Origin of the sequence: Pelomonas margarita (genome assembly GCF_043555875.1) — a bacterium.
Taxonomy (GTDB): Bacteria; Pseudomonadota; Gammaproteobacteria; order Burkholderiales; family Burkholderiaceae_C; genus Pelomonas; species Pelomonas margarita.
The window spans coordinates 538,649-554,582 of record NZ_JBIGHW010000001.1; the positions used below are offsets into that span (position 1 = coordinate 538,649).

The following is a 15,934-nucleotide window of genomic DNA, read 5'->3' on the forward strand; positions in this document are numbered from 1 at the left end:
GAAGAAAACGACCATGAACACGCTCGCAGTCATCGGCCTGGGTTACGTCGGCCTGCCCCTGGTGGTGGAGTTCGGCAAGCAGATCCGCACCATCGGCTTCGATATCGCCAAGAACAAGGTCGAGGCCTGCCGGCGCGGCACCGACCCCAGCCGCGAGCTGAGCGACGAGGAAGTGCAGGCTGCCACGCATGCGGTCTACACGGACGACCCCAGGATGCTGGCCGAGGCCGACGTCATCATCGTGGCCGTGCCTACGCCGGTGGACGAGGCCCACATCCCCGACTTCCGCCCGCTGATCGGCTCCTCCACCAGCGTCGGCCGCCACATGAAGAAGGGCGCCATCGTCGTCTACGAGAGCACCGTCTACCCCGGCGCGACGGAAGAAGTCTGCATCCCGGTGCTGGAGCGCGAGTCGGGCCTGAAGTGGAAACAGGACTTCTTCGTCGGCTACAGCCCCGAGCGCATCAACCCCGGCGACAAGGAACACACGCTGACCAGGATCCTGAAGATCGTCTCCGGCGACACGCCCGAGACGCTGGACGTGGTCGCGAAGGTCTACGAGAAGATCATCGTTCCCGGCGTGCACCGCGCGTCCAGCATCAAGGCTGCCGAGGCGGCCAAGGTCATCGAGAACACCCAGCGCGACCTCAACATCGCGCTGATGAACGAACTGGCCATCATCTTCGACAAGCTGGGCATCGACACCTCCGAGGTGCTGGAGGCCGCCGGCACGAAGTGGAACTTCCTGAAGTTCAAGCCGGGCCTGGTGGGCGGCCACTGCATTGGCGTGGACCCGTACTACCTGACGCACAAGGCCGACATGCTGGGCTACCACCCGCAGGTCATCCTGGCAGGCCGTCGCATCAACGACGGCATGGGCAAGTTCATCGCCGAGCAGACCATCAAGCAAATGATCGCCAGCGGCAGCCCCGTCAAGGGCGCGCGCATCAACGTGCTGGGCCTGACCTTCAAGGAGAACTGCGGCGACCTGCGCAACTCCAAGGTGATCGACATCATCAACGAGCTCAAGACCTATGGCGTCGAGATCTTCGTGACCGATGCGCAGGCCGAGGCTGACGAGGCGATGCACGAGTACGGGGTGCGGTTGATGCCGTTCGACGAGCTGCCGAGAGCGGATGCCATCGTGGCGGCGGTGTCGCACCGTGAGTACGCGGCGTTGTCGGTCGATGAGATTGGCAAGAAGCTCATCAAGGGCGGCGCCTTCATCGATGTGAAGGCGGCGTTTGACGCTGTCGCGCTGCAAGGCGCCGGCTTCCGGGTGTGGCGCCTCTGATCTGCGTACTCATCCAGGGCGCTTTCCCTGACCGCAGATGCGGTGGTGCGCGGGTGCGAGGCCCGCATGCCAACGGGGCATCTGCCGGGCTGCCATTCGGTACGGAGTGCCCGCCGGTGCGACATGGGAGTTCTTTTGTCGTTGATCCGGCGCTTGTTCAGCCCGGGCGCCGTGCGCTTTCTGGAGGTCGGAATCGGCAACACTGCGTTCAGCGTCGCTGTTCAACGTTTCCATCATCTGCGCGCTGATGCAGGTGGATCTGAGAACCTCTCAGGCCGGTGCCGTAGCCCTCGCGCCAAGCACGGTGGTCTCCTCGCTAGCGCAGCGCTATCTCAATTTCGGCCGGGGGGTGCCGTACCCAGCCGCCAACATCCATTGCGGAGTGACCCATGGCGATCAAACTTGCGATCATCGTTCCTTGCTACAACGAGGAAGAAGTGCTGCCCGAGACGAATCGACGCCTGTTGGAGGTGCTCACGCGCCTGCAGGATCGTGGCGCTGTCACTCCCGACAGCGCCATTCACTACGTTGACGACGGCAGCCGTGACAAGACTTGGCCATTGATCGAAGCCTTGTCGAAGGGGGACGGGCGTGTGCATGGCATCAAGTTGTCGCGCAACCGTGGTCATCAAGCTGCGCTGATGTCGGGCTTGCTCACTGTGCCTGGCGATGCCCTTGTCAGCATCGATGCCGACCTCCAAGATGACGTGACCGTCATCGAAAAGATGGTGGATGAGCACGCGGCCGGTGCCGAGGTTGTCTACGGTGTGCGGGACTCGCGGGCGACGGACACGGTTTTCAAGCGCAACACAGCACTGGCCTACTACGGGCTCATGCGCAAGATGGGCGTGGATCTTGTGCACAACCACGCTGACTTTCGCCTCATGGGACGACGTGCCGTTGAGGCGCTGCGCGAATACGGCGAAACCAATATGTTCCTGCGGGGCATCGTGCCGCTCGTTGGCTACCGCGCTGCCACGGTGCGCTACGACCGTGCCGAGCGCTTCGCCGGCGAGTCGAAGTACCCGCTTCGCAAGATGCTCACGTTCGCGCTGGAGGGCATCACGTCCTTCAGCGTCGTGCCGCTGCGGCTCATCACGCTGCTGGGCCTCGTGATTTCGGTGGCCAGTTTCCTGATGATTCTGTTTGTCGTCTACGTCACGCTCGTGCTGCAGGCCGTCGTGCCCGGTTGGGCGTCCACGGTGGTGCCCATCTATTTCCTGGGGGGCATTCAGATGCTGTCGATGGGCGTGCTCGGTGAGTACGTTGCCAAGATCTATCTCGAAACCAAGCGTCGCCCGCGCTTCTTCATCGAGGCCACGGTGTAATGCCCACGGCTCCCGCCGCATCCTTGCGTTGGGTCCTGTTGGCAACACTCTTGCTGCAGGGGCTGCTGCAGTCGATCTTCTTCCCACTGAGTGCGCTTGTCAGTCGAGAGCCGCTGGTGCATATCGATGCGCCCTATCACGCCTACCAGATGGAAGTGGCGAGGCAGTTGTGCTCTGAGCGCGAATTGCAGGGGTGGGACCCGTACTTCGGTGCGGGGCAGCCGGCAGGCGTCGTGGGTAATGCCAGTGCCAAGTTGCAGGCAGGTCTGGCCTGTGCAGACGGGCGGCCGACATCGGTGTGGCCGCTGTACAAAGCCAGCAGTTTCGCGCTGGGCGTGATCGCACCGGCCGCGCTGGTCGTGGCTTGCATGCTGCTGGGATTGAGCTTGCGAAGCACCGTGTTTGTGGCCGTGCTGGCGGTGCTCATGTGGTGGACCGGTGGCTTGCGCTGGTACCACGCTGCCGGGCTGGTCAGCTATGTGGCCATGGCCTATTTGGTGATCCCTTTCACCATTGCGGCCGCGCAGTTGGCGATGCTGCCTCGTACAGGAGTGGCTCTTGGGCTTGGGCTGCTGGCGGCCCTGGGCTTCTGGCTGCACCCTTTGTTCCCGGTGGCTGCGGTGCTGCTGGGGCTGCCACTGTTGCTGGCCAGTTGGCCTGAATGGCGCCGCCCGGTCTGGGGCGTGATGGCACTGGTCGGTGTTGCGGCACTCATGCTGGCACTCAATGCAGCCTGGGTGTTGCCCACGGTCGGCGAGAAGACGGGCATCAGCAACGGGTTGCAGTACCAGGCCGGCGTCCAGGTCGGACTGCCATTTTGGGAGATGCTGGGCCGGGCGGGTACGGCAGGTGGCGGCACGCGTTTGGCACTCGCGTTGGCGATCGGTGCTGTGTTGTTGCTGGTGCTGCCTCGGGTGGCGCACCGTCGCGTGCTCGTGGGCCTGATGCTAGGCGCCTTCGCGCTGATGACCTGGGCGTCAGTCGGCGGGCTGGTGTCAGGGATCGCACGATTGCAACCCAACCGCTTCAGCATGTTGGCCTGGTTGGTGCTGGTCCTGCCGGCGGCAGTCGGCCTGGATGCAGCCCTGGCGCAATGGCGGGATGCGTCTCGTGCGCGACGCTGGGTGCTGGGCTTGATGTTGGGGGGAGCGGCTGTCGTGGTCGCGTTCTTTGTGCGGGAGACGGTGCGCGAGTTCGCCCTGCCTGCAGGCCATGCCCGCTATGGGGTCGCCCCGCCCGAGGTGAAGGGCGACGGGGCGATCCTTCGCAGCCTGACGACTTTCCTGCAAGAGCAAACGGATCGCTCCGGGCGCGTGCTGTTTGAAAACTCGCTGGCTCGCATACACGACGGCGCTCACATTGCAGGCTTGCTTGCCCTGCGTGGCGACCGTGAGCTCATTGGCGGTGCTTACCCGGGGGTCGACGTGGCCAATGCCTGGGACGACGTGGCATTTGGTCAACCGCTGGCGAGCTTCTCGCCGACGGCACTGGTCGAGCGGTTGGATGCCTACAACGTGCGCTGGATCCTGTGCCACCGTGACACCTGCCGACAGGCCATGTCCCGTCTGCCGGGCGTCGCGAAGGTGGCGGATCTCGGGCCGGTCACCGCCTTCAAGCGCGCAGCGGTTCCCGGCTGGGTCGCGGAAGGCGTGGCACGCGTGCAGGCGCGCTGCCACAACCGTCTGGAGCTCGACGGTGTGCAGGGTGATCGTGTGGTGCTGCGTTATCACTGGGTGCCGGGCCTGCGTAGCCTGGAAGGGGGCGAGGTCAAGCCCGTGGACCTGGTGCCTGGCGCGCGTCCCTTTGTCGCGATTGACCACCCGCCGTCTCGGGTGACCTTGCGCCGCGGCACCGGTGACGGGCTCCCTTGTGAACGTCGCGCAGCGCCCGCCTTGTGACCGCTGGAGCGCATGAACCCATGCAACACGAAACACCGCCTCTCGTTGTTCATCTGCTCCATCGCTTTGACACGGGCGGGCTGGAGAATGGCGTCGTCAATCTCATCAATCACCTGCCGGGGTTTCGGCATGCAGTGGTTGCTGTGACCGATATCACCGCCTTCAAGGAGCGCGTGAGGACGCCAGGGACGCAGTTCATCGCGCTCAACAAGCCACCAGGGCAGGGCTTCTGGCTGTATCCGCGGGTCTATCGATTGCTGCGTGAACTGCGTCCTGCTGTCGTGCACACCAGGAACCTGGGAGCCATGGAGTTCCAGCTGCCCGCCTGGGCGGCGCGCGTGCCGCTGCGCGTGCACAGCGAACATGGGTGGGACATGAACGATCTGGGCGGCGTCAGCGTGACCAATCAACGCCTGCGTCGCATCTACGGCATCGGCACCCACCGGTTCGTGGCGCTGTCACGTGCCATCGAGACCTACTTGACCGGGGCGGTGGGCCTGGCACCGCATCGAGTGCAACGCATCTGCAATGGGGTTGATACGCACCGTTTCGCGCCCGCCAGCACGGTGCCCGGCGCCTGGCCCTATCGGCGCAGTGAGCACATCGTCATCGGCGCGGTGGGGCGCATGCAGGCGGTCAAGGATCCACTCAACCTTGTTGACGCCTTCCTGCACCTGCGCGAGCTGTGTCCCGTCGACTGGCCGCGGCTGCGGCTGGTGATGCTGGGAGGCGGTCCGCTGCTGGAGGCCGCCAGGGAGCGGCTGGCCGCCGCCGGCGCGGCACGGCAGGCCTGGTTGCCGGGTGATCGCAGTGATGTGGCGGAGTTGCTGCCGCAGTTCGACATCTTTGCGCTTCCTTCGCAGGCCGAGGGCATCAGCAACACCTTGCTGGAAGCGATGGCCTGCGGCTGTGCACCGGTGGCGACCGACGTGGGGGGCAATCCGGAACTGGTGGAGCCCGAGTCCAACGGTCTGCTTGTCCCGGCGCAGAACAGTGCTGCGCTGGCGGCAGCACTGGCGCGGCTGACACGCGAGCCGGCACTGCGTCAACGGCTGGCCGAGGCATCCCTGGCCCGCGTGCGGACGCAGTTCAGCCTCGCGGCCATGATCGGCGCCTATGGGGCGCTGTACGCCGGTCGTTCCGTTGCGGATGGGCCGTTGGCTAGCACCGCGCCATGAAGGCCCGCGTGACCCCCCTGACAAGCATTCGCGGCGTGTCGCCCGTGCGGGTTTTTTTGCTTGAGTTGCTCTCCTGCTCGTGAATACAACGGTCTGACCCATGAAATCCAACAAGCTTTCGCTGCCTGCGACCGTTCACGCCACCCTCGTTGTCGGGATCTTCCTGACCTTCCTGGCCGGTGTCGCGCTGCTGACGGTGGAGCCAGACGAGGTCTGGAACCTGATGAGCACCATGAAGGCGTTTGGCCTCCCCGTGCCACCCACCACGGCAGTTGATGCCCCGGTGACGACGACCGGTGGCTTGCACGCCCTGCTGCATGGCGCCGTCGCGTCGGTGCGAAGCGGAGATGTCCTGCTGCACCGGCTGGTGTCGGTGGTCACCACGCTTGGGCTCTTGGCCCTGGTGTTCGTCACGCTGCGGCGCCACGTCGGCCAGGTTGCGCTGGCGGCTGCCGGCACGGCGCTGTTCGTCACCGCCCCCGGCTTCTTGCTGCAGGCATCGCTTGCCACGTCGGAGATCATCGCCACGACGGCGTTCCTGCTCGCCGCACTCTTCTGGACAGGGCCTGGCCACCGGAGCGTGCTCGGTGCGGCGGCGGCGGGCGTGTTGTTTGGCTTGGCGTGTGCAACCCGCATGACCTGCCTGTCCATGTTGCCGGCGCTGCCGCTGTGGGCCTTGTTTGCCGGGCGCGGATGGCGAGAACGGCTGGTGCACCCGTTGCTCGCCGTGGCTATCGCTGGCGGTGTGTTTGCAGCGTGTGTCGCCGGGTACGTGGTGGCATTTTCCGATGCGCCGTGGCGCGATGCCCTGAACGCGGCTGGAGCCTCCAGTGGCGTCACCCGTGCGTATGAAGGGGTGCTGCTGCGTCTGAGCTATGTCGTTGTGGGCGAAGGCATCGTGCCGATGCTTGCCATCCTTGTCCTCGTGGGATGGGCCTGCAGTCGGCTTGTTGCAGGCCGTGAGGTTGACCTGACGCTCCGGCTGTGCAGCTTCCTGCTGCTGGCCGGCGTCGCTGGTTGGCTGGCGTGGCTCGTGAAGGCGCCTATTCCGCACATCCGCTACTTGTGGCCGGCGATTCCGTTGTTGTGGCTGGCCGGAATTTTGCTGGCCACGTCGGCATTCGCCGGTGTCACGCGACAGCGTGTCTTGTGGATCGCCCACGCAGTGGTGGTGGTCTCGTGCGTGGCGCAGGGGCTGCTCAATGTGCGCATGCTGGCCGTGGGGGACGCGCTCATGCTTGTTTACGAGTCGGCCCGCGGTATGGGGGTGTCACGGCCTGGCCCTTACGGCGCGCAGCGTGCCGATCAGCAAGCCATGGCTCGGTACCTCGCAGAGTTGCCGAAATCGGCGAAGGTGACGGCGTTCAATGCGGCATCCGCCTACCCGCTGACCTACCTCGATGGCCGTGTCGTCGGAAGGTGGCAACCCGCTCAGCGCACCTCACAGGACGACTACCACTTGATGCAGCCGTCAGACGTGATCTGGGCCCATGACTGGGATCGCATAGGCTGGCTCAACACGCACATGACGCGCGTTACGACCTTCGGTGGCTACGCTTTGTATCGTGGGCGGGGCACCGAGACGCCGGAGGCGCCGCGAGTTGACTGATCCAGGAGTCACAGCACCCGCGTGGCCCGTGCCTGTTGTGGATGGCCGCAGGGTTGCGCCGCCAATTCCTGTGGCACGCGGGTCAGGGCTTGCGGAACACCCACAGCCGGCTGATGGCGAAGTTGCTCGCCAGCACGCCAGCCGTGGCCAGCAACTGGCTCAGCACGCCGTGCAGGCCCAGGCTCAGCGCCAGCCGCAGCAGCAAGGCATTGAGCGCACAGCCCAGCGCCACCATCAGCGCGAAGCGCAGCTGCTGTGCACGGTCGTTGGCTGGACGGCCCTGCCGAGCGAAGGTCAGCCGGGCATTGGCCCAGTAGTTGAACGCGGCGCTGATCAGGAACGACAGCGTCGACGCGGCGACCAGCGACATGGCGCCGGCTATCACCATCATCAGGGTGAGCAGGTACTGCAGCCCGGTAGCGAGGGCGCCGACGGACAGGAAGGAACAGAGCTGGGCGAGCAAGGCGGGCGGGGCAAGACTTTGGCGACGCAGTATCGGCGTTGTCAGGTGGCGACCGGCTCCACGAGTGTGCGTGGCATCCCTCGGCCGGGGGGTGTGCCTGTGCGTCATGTCACGGTGGGCGGGCTCGACGGTCGGGGACGTCATCAAGCTCGGTAAGAATCCGAGCTCTGCCGCGCAGCCCCGCGCGGCCATTCCATTGATTGGCTGAACCAGGTTCCAACGCATGTGCGGCATCACCGGACTCTTCGACACCCGCGGCCAGCGCCTTCCCGAGCGCGAGCGCCTGCACCGGATGAACGAGTCCCAGCATCACCGTGGCCCGGACGAAGGTGACCTGCACATCGAGCCCGGCGTGGGCTTCGGTCACCGGCGCCTGTCGGTCATCGACATCGCGACCGGCCAGCAGCCCATCTTCAACGACGACAAGACGGTGGCGCTGGTCTTCAACGGCGAGGTCTACAACTACCTCGAGCTGATGGACGAGCTGCGCGGCCACGGCTATGTGTTCCGTACCAAGAGCGACTCCGAGGCCATCGTGCGCGCCTGGGAGCACTGGGGCGAGGACTGCGTGCACCACCTGCGCGGCATGTTCGCCTTCATGATCCATGACCGTCGCCGCGACTGCCTGTTCATGGCGCGTGACCGGCTGGGCGTGAAGCCGCTTCACTACGCGATGACCGAGGATGGCTGGCTGCTGTTCGGCTCCGAGCTCAAGAGCCTGATGGCCCATGGCGGCCTGCGCCAGGAGATCGATCCGCGTGCCGTCGAGGCCTATTTCGCGCTGGGCTATGTGCCTGACCCCTGGACCATCTACCGTCACGCGCAGAAGCTCGCACCCGGCCACCGCCTGCTCGTCAAACGCGGCCAACCCATCGGCGAGCCGCAGCGTTACTGGGACGTCAAGTTCACACTGGACGCGAAGATCGGCGAGGAGGAGGCTGCGGAGGAGCTGCGCCGCCGCCTGACCGAGTCCGTCAAGCTGCGGCTGAAGGCCGAGGTGCCGCTGGGCGCCTTCCTGTCCGGTGGTGTGGACTCCAGCGCCGTCGTCGCTGCCATGGCGCAGCTGGACGACCAACCCGTCAACACCTGCTCCATCGGCTTCGACGACCCCAAGTTCAACGAGACCGAGTTCGCGCAGATGGTGGCAGACCGCTACCGCACCAACCATCGCGTCGAGACCGTCAACAGCGACGACTTCGGTCTCGTGGACCTGCTGGCCCACCTGTATGACGAGCCCTATGCCGACTCGTCCGCCATCCCCACCTACCGCGTCTGCGAGCTGGCCCGCAAGCACGTGACTGTGGCGCTATCCGGCGACGGCGGCGATGAGAGCCTGGGCGGCTACCGCCGCTACAAGATGCACATGATGGAAGAGCGCATGCGCAGCGCCTTCCCGCTGGCGCTGCGCAAGGGGGTGTTCGGTCCGCTGGCGCGCCTGTACCCCAAGGCCGACTGGGCGCCGCGCGTGTTCCGCGCCAAGACGACCTTCCAGGCCATCGCCCGCAATTCGGTCGACGCCTACTTCAACACCATGGGCCTGGTGCGCGACCCGCTGCGCAGCGAACTGTTCAGCGACGGCTTCAAGCGTGAGCTGCAGGGCTGGCATGCCAGCGAGGTGTTCCACCACCACGCACGCCGCGCCGGCACGGACGATCCGCTCGCGCTGATCCAGTACCTGGACATCCACACCTACCTGCCGGGCGACATCAACACCAAGGTCGACCGCGCCAGCATGGCCCACAGTCTGGAGGTGCGCGAGCCGCTGATGGACCACCAGCTGGTGGAGTGGACCGCCACGCTGCCCTCGGCGCTCAAGCTGCGCGGCCAGGAGGGCAAGTACATCTTCAAGAAGGCGCTGGAGCCCATGCTGCCGCACGATGTGCTGTACCGGCCCAAGATGGGCTTTGCCGTGCCGCTGGCGCGCTGGCTGCGCGGTCCGCTGCGTCAGCAGACCCGCCAGGCCCTGCAACAGGGCGCGCTGGCGCAGACCGGCTGGTTCAACCCCGTCACCATCGGCCGCTTGCTGGATCAGCACGAGAGCGGCGCCATGGACCATGCCCAGCCGCTGTGGGTGCTGCTGATGTTCGACGCATTCCTGCGCAACGCGGGGCTGGGTGCGGCGTCCCCGCGCGCTGCCGCCTGATATCGACAAGGACAACAAGATGAAGGTTTCGGTTTTCGGTCTGGGCTATGTGGGCGCCGTGTCATGCGCCTGCCTGCCCGAGTTGGGCCACGACGTGATCGGCGTGGACATCAACCCGCTCAAGGTCCAGCTGATCGCCTCGGGCCAGTCGCCCGTGGTGGAGGAGGGCATCGAGGAACTCATCGGTGCCGCCGTCAAGGCTGGCAAGCTGACGGCGACGAACGATGTGGCCGCCGCCGTGCAGGGCACTGAGGTGTCGCTGATCTCGGTGGCCACGCCATCGCTGCCCAACTACATGCCTGACCTGACGGCGCTTGATGCCGTCGTCGGCCAGATCGGTGCCGAGATCGCGAAGAAGGACGGCCACCACACGCTGGTTATCCGCAGCACGGTGGCGCCGGGCACGACGCGCGCGCGCATCGCACCGCTGCTGGAGCAGGCTGCCGGCCGCAAGATCGGCGACCGGCTGTCGCTGGTGTTCAACCCCGAGTTCCTGCGCGAAGGGTCTTCAGTAGCGGACTTCCACAACCCGCCGCAGACCATCGTCGGCAGCCTCGACGAGGCCGGTGTGGCGGTCATGAAGCGCCTGTACTCCGGCGTGCCCGGCAGCTTTGTCGCGGCGGACGTGGGCGTGGCCGAGTCGGTCAAGTACCTGTGCAACGTCTTCCATGCGCTGAAGATCGTGTTCGCCAACGAGGCCGGCGCCGTGTTGAAGGAAACAGGCCTGGACTCCCGTGACGTGCTGGCGCTGTTCTGCGAGGACAAGCAGCTCAACATTTCCAAGGCCTACCTGCGCCCCGGCTTCGCGTTCGGCGGCTCCTGCCTGCCCAAGGAGGTCAAGGGATTCCTGACCATCGCTCGCGAGCGCGGCGTGGACATTCCCGTGCTCGGCTCGCTGCTCAACAGCAACGATGCCCACATCGGCCGGGCCTACGAGCTCATCGCTGCCAACGGCCGCAAGCCGGTGGCGCTGTTCGGCCTGGCCTTCAAGCCGGGCACTGACGACCTGCGCGACTCGCCGCTGGTGGTGCTGGCCGAGAAGCTGCTGGGCAAGGGCTTCGATCTCGCCATCTACGACAAGTTTGTCAAGATTGCGCGACTGCTGGGCAAGAACAAGGAATACATCGACCGCGAGATTCCTCACCTCGACAAGCTGCTGCACGAGACGCCCGACGCCGTGCTGACACGCGCCGAGGTCGTCGTCGTCGGCCACGCCGATGCCGAGACGCGCCAGCGCATCATCGCGCTGGCCAAGGGTGCGCGCGTCGTCGACCTGAACGGCTATGCCGACCTGCGCGATGCCGGCTTTGCCGAATACGAGGGCATCTGCTGGTGAGCCAGCCCGAGCGCCGCCTGAAGCTCGCCTTCATCTCGCCGGTCTTCCTGTTCCCGGCCGATGCGGGCGGCAAGATCCGCACGGGCAACATTCTGCGCGGCCTGAAGGAAAGCGGGCAGTTCGACATCACGCTGCTGTCGCCGGCTTCCGGTCAGCAGCAACGCGACTGGCAGGGCGAGTTGGATAAGCAATGCCATCGCTTCGTCGGCTGGGCGCCCAGCCCGCCGCGCCCGCGCTGGCAGCGCGCGCCGGACCTGCTGTCCTCGCTGCCCATCAACGTGGCGGCCGACCGCACGCCAGCCGCCGTCGCGGCCGTGGAGCAACTGTTGGCGGCCGAGGCCTTCGACGTGGTCGTGTTCGACTTCGTCCACGCCGCCGTGCTGCGTCCTGAGAAGCTCAACGGTGCGACGGTCTGCTTTACGCACAACGTTGAGGCGGAGATCTTCGAGCGCCATGCCACCACCGCCGCGAGCGCGCCGTTGCGCTGGCTGTGGGCTTCGCAGGCGACCAAGATGCGGCGCTTCGAGCGTGAGGCGCTGGCGCGTTTTACCCGCGTCGTCGCCGTGTCCGAACGCGACGCCAAGAAGTTCAAGGCTGATGGCCTGACGACGGCACGCGCCATCCCGACCGGCGTCGATCTCGATTTCTTCTCCTGGCAGGCGCCTGCGGACGGCGCACCGGTCGTCGTCTTCACGGGCTCGATGGACTGGGAAGCGAATGTCGACGGCATCCGCTTCTACATCGAGGACGTGTGGCCGCGCGTGCGCGCGCAGGTGCCGAATGCGCAGTTGCGCGTGGTGGGCAAGAACCCGCCGGCGTCGCTGGTGCAGCGCCAGGTGCCGGGTGTGCACTTCACCGGCTTCGTGGAAGACGTGCGTGACCACGCCCGCGACGCCCAGGCCTTCGTCATCCCGCTGCGCGTCGGCGGCGGCACCCGCATCAAGGCCTTCGAGGCCATGGCCATGGGCCTGCCGGTCGTCTCCACGGCCATTGGCATGGAGGGCCTGGAGGTCGATGACGACGTTCATTTCCTGCGTGCCGATGGCGCCGATGCGCTGGCCGATGCCACGCTGCGGTTGCTGGCCGACGGCGCACTGCGGCTGCGCCTGTCGCAGGCAGCCCGCGAGTTGGTGGAGGCTCGCTTCGGGCACCGCGTCGCGGCCGAGGTGTTCGGCCGCATCCTCGCCGAGGCCGTGGAGGCCGCCGCGTGAAGACGCTGAAGATCCTCACGTTCTCCACGCTGTTTCCCAGCAGCGTGCGGCCCGGGCACGGCATCTTCGTCGAGACGCGGCTGCGTGAATTGCTCAAGAGCGGGCAAGTCGAATCGCGCGTCGTGGCGCCCGTGCCCTGGTTCCCGTCGACGGACCAACGCTGGGGCGACTACGCGAAGTTCGCCGCCACGCCCCGGCGGGAGCAGCGCAACGGGCTGGACGTGCTGCATCCGCGCTATCTGCTGGCGCCCAAGATTGGCATGACAACGGCGCCGCTGACGCTGGCATTGGGCGCGCGTGCGGCCATGCAACAGCTCATCGACGAGGGTTTCGACTTCGACCTGATCGATGCGCATTACTACTACCCCGACGGCGTGGCGGCGGCGCTGCTGTCACGTTGGTTCAAGCGGCCGTTGACCATCACGGCGCGCGGTACCGACCTGAACCTCATCCCGCAGTACGCCGCTCCACGCCGCATGATCGAGTGGGCAGCGCGCCGCGCCGCTGGCTCCATCGGCGTGTGTGCGGCGCTGATGGAGGTGCTGCGCGGCTGGGGGCATGACCCGGCCCGGCTGCACACGCTGCGCAACGGCGTGGACCTGGCGCGCTTTCGGCCGCTGCCGCAGGACGCCATGCGGGCCGAGTTGGGCGTGGATGGCCAGCCGTTGCTGCTGTCGGTGGGGCACCTGATCGAGCGCAAGGGCCATCACATCGCCATCGAGGCGCTGGCCTGCCTCGCGCCGCAGCGGCCGGGGGCGCGGCTGGTGATCATCGGCGAGGGCGAGGAACGCGCCGCGCTGCAGGCGCTGGCGCAGCGCCTGGGCGTGGCCGACAAGGTGCGCCTGACCGGCGCATTGCCCAACACCGAATTGCTGAAGTGGTACAGCGCTGCCGATCTGCTGCTGCTGTGCTCCAGTCGCGAGGGCTGGGCCAATGTGCTGCTGGAGTCCATGGCCTGCGGTACGCCTGTTGTCGCCACCGACATCTGGGGGACGCCGGAGGTCGTGGCGGCGCCGGAGGCCGGCCGGTTGGTGGCCGAGCGCAGCGGTCCGGCCTTTGCAGCCGGCATTGAGGCCTTGCTGGCGGCCGGCGTGGAGCGCGCCGCAACGCGTGCCTATGCCGAAGGCTTCAGCTGGCAGGCCACCACTGCCGGGCAACTGGCCTTGTTCCATGCCATCCGGGGGGAGGCTGCTCATGCGTGACCTGGCACTGCTGGCCATCGTCGCCTGGATCGTGCTGCAGGCACTGAAGCGGCCCTGGATAGGCGTCCTGGGCTGGACCTGGATGAGCATCATGAATCCGCACCAGCTCACCTGGTCGGTGCGCAGCCTGCCCCTGGCTGCTGCCATCGGCGGGGCCACGCTGATCGGTCTGATCATCACCAAGGACCGGCGCGACTATTCGCTCGGCCGCGAGAACATCGTGTTGCTGATCTTCATGGCCTGGATGACGCTCACGCTGCCGTTCTCCATGTTGTTCAACCCGTCGTTCGAGCTGTGGAAGCGGGTCATGAAGATCGACTTCATGATTTTGGTGTCCATGGTGCTGCTGTACAGCAAGCGCCACCTGATGCTGCTGACCTGGGTGCTCGTCATCTCCATCGGCTTCTTCGGCGTCAAGGGCGGCGCGTTCACGCTGGCCACCGGCGGCAGCTATCGTGTCTGGGGGCCGGAGAACACCTACATCGAGGGCAATAACGAGATCGCACTGGCCATCGTCATCGTCATCCCGCTGATGCGCTTCCTGCAATTGCAGATGCAGGCCAAATGGGCCAGGGTGACGATGACGGTCTGCATGGTGCTGATGGCCATGGCGGCGCTGGGCAGCCATTCGCGCGGTGCGCTGCTGGCCATCGCGGCGATGGCCCTGGTGCTCTGGTGGCGCGGCAAGAACAAGATGGTGGGCGCCGTCGTCATGGTCGTGCTGGGCATCGCGCTGCTGTCCGTCATGCCGGCCGAGTGGTGGGAGCGCATGAACACCATCAAGACCTACCAGCAGGACGACTCCGCGCTGGGGCGCATCAACGCCTGGGGCATGGCCTGGAACCTGGCCAAGGACCGCCTCTTCGGTGGCGGCTTCATGATCTGGACGGCTTCCATCTTCGCCATCTACGGGCCCGAGCCCGATCGCGTGCATGCTGCGCACAGCATCTACTTCATGGTGATGGGTGAGCAGGGTTTCGTCGGACTGCTGCTGTTCCTGACGCTGTTCACCATGGTCTTCTTCACGGCAGGCAAGCTGCGCATCCAGGGCAAGGCGCGGCCGCAGACGCAGTGGCTGTCCGACCTGGGCAGCATGCTGCAGGTCAGCCTGGCCGGCTATGCGGTGGGTGGCGCCTTCCTCAGCCTGAGCTACTGGGATCTGCCCTACAACCTGCTGATCCTGGCCGTGGTCGGCAAGCGCTGGCTGGACCGCAAGGAGTGGCTGCACGAGAAGGAGGAGCCGGTCGTCTACGTGCCGGCCTTCATCAAGAAGCGCTTCGACAAGAAGAAGCGTGTGCCGAGCTTGTGATGAAAACCCTTTTCAGCCTGTTGTCGCCCTCGGGGGCTCGTGCACGACTGAACGTGCTCATCTTCCACCGCGTGCTGCCCGAGCCCGATCCACTGTTCCCGGACGAAGTCCATGCAGCGCGCTTCGACGAATTGCTGGGCTGGGTCAAGTCCTGGTTCAACGTGCTGCCGCTGGACCAAGCCATCCAGCGCCTGGCCGATGGCAGCCTGCCGGCGCGGGCGGCTGCGCTGAGCTTCGACGACGGCTATGCCGACAACCATGACGTGGCGCTGCCGCTGCTGCGCAAGCACGGCCTGCCGTGCAGCTTCTTCGTCGCCACCGGTTTCCTGGACGGCGGCCGCATGTGGAACGACACGCTGATCGAGTCGGTGCGCCGCAGCACGCTGCCGGCGCTGGATCTGCGCGGGCTGACGGACGGCAGTGGCCAGGACCTGGGCCGCCACCCGCTGGGAGACACCGCCGCCCGCCGTGCGCTGCTGGGCCCGCTGATCGAGCGGGTGAAGTACCTGGCGCCTGAGCCGCGGCTGGCGTGCGTCAACGCCATCGCCCAGCGCGCCGAGGTGCGGCCGCCGGACGACCTGATGATGAGCAGCGAGCAGGTGCGCGCGTTGCGCCGTGCAGGCATGCAGGTCGGCGCTCACACGGTCAACCACCCCATCCTGGCCACGCTGGACGCGCAGCAGGCCGCCTACGAGATCGGCCGCAGCCGTGACACGCTGCAGCGCCTGCTGGGCGAGAAGGTCGGCCTGTTCGCCTATCCCAACGGCAAGCCCGGCACGGATTACCTGCCCGAGGTGCACCCGGCCATCGTGCGCGAACTGGGCTTCGACGGTGCCGTCTCCACGCGCTGGGCGGCCGCGCGCCGCAGCGAGGACCGTTTCCAGATCCCGCGCTTCACGCCCTGGGACCATGAGCGCCGCCGCTTCGGCCTGCGGCTGGCGCGCAACATGTTCGGCTGAAGCC

At 66.4% G+C, this 15,934-nt stretch carries 12 protein-coding genes; 11 read left to right on the plus strand and 1 reads right to left on the minus strand.

The genetic code is table 11. The features are described from left to right. The first annotated feature begins 13 nt into the window (after positions 1 to 13). The 5 genes from ACG0Z3_RS02350 to ACG0Z3_RS02370 all read left to right on the plus strand — a co-directional run bounded on the left by ACG0Z3_RS02350 (position 14) and on the right by ACG0Z3_RS02370 (position 7,307). A complete protein-coding gene (locus tag ACG0Z3_RS02350; RefSeq protein WP_394394924.1) occupies positions 14 to 1,294 on the plus strand; it encodes a nucleotide sugar dehydrogenase in 1,281 nt (426 codons plus the stop codon). Positions 1,295 to 1,683: 389 nt separating this feature from the next. Next, positions 1,684 to 2,622 carry a glycosyltransferase family 2 protein gene (locus ACG0Z3_RS02355; RefSeq protein WP_394394927.1) on the plus strand — a complete coding sequence of 313 codons (939 nt, stop codon included), beginning with the start codon at positions 1,684 to 1,686 and terminating at the stop codon, positions 2,620 to 2,622. A 23-nt stretch (positions 2,623 to 2,645) separates the two neighbouring features. Continuing rightward, positions 2,646 to 4,520: a hypothetical protein gene (locus ACG0Z3_RS02360; protein WP_394394928.1), complete on the plus strand. Its 1,875-nt coding sequence runs from the start codon at positions 2,646 to 2,648 to the stop codon at positions 4,518 to 4,520. Positions 4,521 to 4,540: 20 nt separating this feature from the next. Continuing rightward, positions 4,541 to 5,698, plus strand: coding sequence for a TIGR03088 family PEP-CTERM/XrtA system glycosyltransferase (locus ACG0Z3_RS02365; protein WP_394394929.1), 1,158 nt, complete (start codon positions 4,541 to 4,543; stop codon positions 5,696 to 5,698). Positions 5,699 to 5,798: 100 nt separating this feature from the next. Further along, positions 5,799 to 7,307 (plus strand): ArnT family glycosyltransferase, encoded by a 1,509-nt coding sequence (locus ACG0Z3_RS02370; protein WP_394394930.1) that lies wholly within the window; start codon positions 5,799 to 5,801, stop codon positions 7,305 to 7,307. Between the two features lie 82 nt (positions 7,308 to 7,389). Here ACG0Z3_RS02370 and ACG0Z3_RS02375 read toward each other — a convergent pair whose 3' ends face one another. Continuing rightward, on the minus strand, positions 7,390 to 7,770 hold the full coding sequence (locus ACG0Z3_RS02375) for a GtrA family protein (RefSeq protein WP_394394932.1): 381 nt from the start codon (positions 7,768 to 7,770) through the stop codon (positions 7,390 to 7,392). A 223-nt stretch (positions 7,771 to 7,993) separates the two neighbouring features. Here ACG0Z3_RS02375 and ACG0Z3_RS02380 point away from each other — a divergent pair, with 223 nt between their 5' ends. From ACG0Z3_RS02380 to ACG0Z3_RS02405, 6 genes are read left to right on the plus strand one after another with little or no spacing between them, the layout of a single operon-like run. After that, positions 7,994 to 9,913, plus strand: a complete 1,920-nt coding sequence (locus ACG0Z3_RS02380; protein WP_394394934.1) for an XrtA/PEP-CTERM system amidotransferase — start codon at positions 7,994 to 7,996, stop codon at positions 9,911 to 9,913. A 19-nt stretch (positions 9,914 to 9,932) separates the two neighbouring features. Then, positions 9,933 to 11,249, plus strand: a complete 1,317-nt coding sequence (locus ACG0Z3_RS02385; protein WP_394394937.1) for a nucleotide sugar dehydrogenase — start codon at positions 9,933 to 9,935, stop codon at positions 11,247 to 11,249. After that, positions 11,246 to 12,460: a glycosyltransferase family 4 protein gene (locus tag ACG0Z3_RS02390; protein WP_394394938.1), complete on the plus strand. Its 1,215-nt coding sequence runs from the start codon at positions 11,246 to 11,248 to the stop codon at positions 12,458 to 12,460. The genes ACG0Z3_RS02385 and ACG0Z3_RS02390 overlap by 4 nt, the downstream gene beginning before the upstream one ends. Positions 12,461 to 12,465: 5 nt before the next feature. Next, entirely contained in the window at positions 12,466 to 13,662 is a 1,197-nt protein-coding gene (locus tag ACG0Z3_RS02395; protein ID WP_419964725.1) for a glycosyltransferase family 4 protein, read from the plus strand. Further along, positions 13,655 to 14,971 (plus strand): putative O-glycosylation ligase, exosortase A system-associated, encoded by a 1,317-nt coding sequence (locus tag ACG0Z3_RS02400; RefSeq protein ID WP_394394941.1) that lies wholly within the window; start codon positions 13,655 to 13,657, stop codon positions 14,969 to 14,971. The genes ACG0Z3_RS02395 and ACG0Z3_RS02400 overlap by 8 nt, the downstream gene beginning before the upstream one ends. After that, a complete protein-coding gene (locus ACG0Z3_RS02405; RefSeq protein WP_394394942.1) occupies positions 14,971 to 15,930 on the plus strand; it encodes a polysaccharide deacetylase family protein in 960 nt (319 codons plus the stop codon). The genes ACG0Z3_RS02400 and ACG0Z3_RS02405 overlap by 1 nt, the downstream gene beginning before the upstream one ends. The last annotated feature ends 4 nt before the right edge of the window (positions 15,931 to 15,934 follow it).

Coding starts and splice junctions, on each gene's coding strand:
- ACG0Z3_RS02350 (WP_394394924.1), top strand. CDS start 14: ATGAACACGCTCGCAGTCATCGGCCTGGGTTACGTCGGCCTGCCCCTG.
- ACG0Z3_RS02355 (WP_394394927.1), top strand. CDS start 1,684: ATGGCGATCAAACTTGCGATCATCGTTCCTTGCTACAACGAGGAAGAA.
- ACG0Z3_RS02365 (WP_394394929.1), top strand. CDS start 4,541: ATGCAACACGAAACACCGCCTCTCGTTGTTCATCTGCTCCATCGCTTT.
- ACG0Z3_RS02370 (WP_394394930.1), top strand. CDS start 5,799: ATGAAATCCAACAAGCTTTCGCTGCCTGCGACCGTTCACGCCACCCTC.
- ACG0Z3_RS02380 (WP_394394934.1), top strand. CDS start 7,994: ATGTGCGGCATCACCGGACTCTTCGACACCCGCGGCCAGCGCCTTCCC.
- ACG0Z3_RS02385 (WP_394394937.1), top strand. CDS start 9,933: ATGAAGGTTTCGGTTTTCGGTCTGGGCTATGTGGGCGCCGTGTCATGC.
- ACG0Z3_RS02400 (WP_394394941.1), top strand. CDS start 13,655: ATGCGTGACCTGGCACTGCTGGCCATCGTCGCCTGGATCGTGCTGCAG.
- ACG0Z3_RS02405 (WP_394394942.1), top strand. CDS start 14,971: ATGAAAACCCTTTTCAGCCTGTTGTCGCCCTCGGGGGCTCGTGCACGA.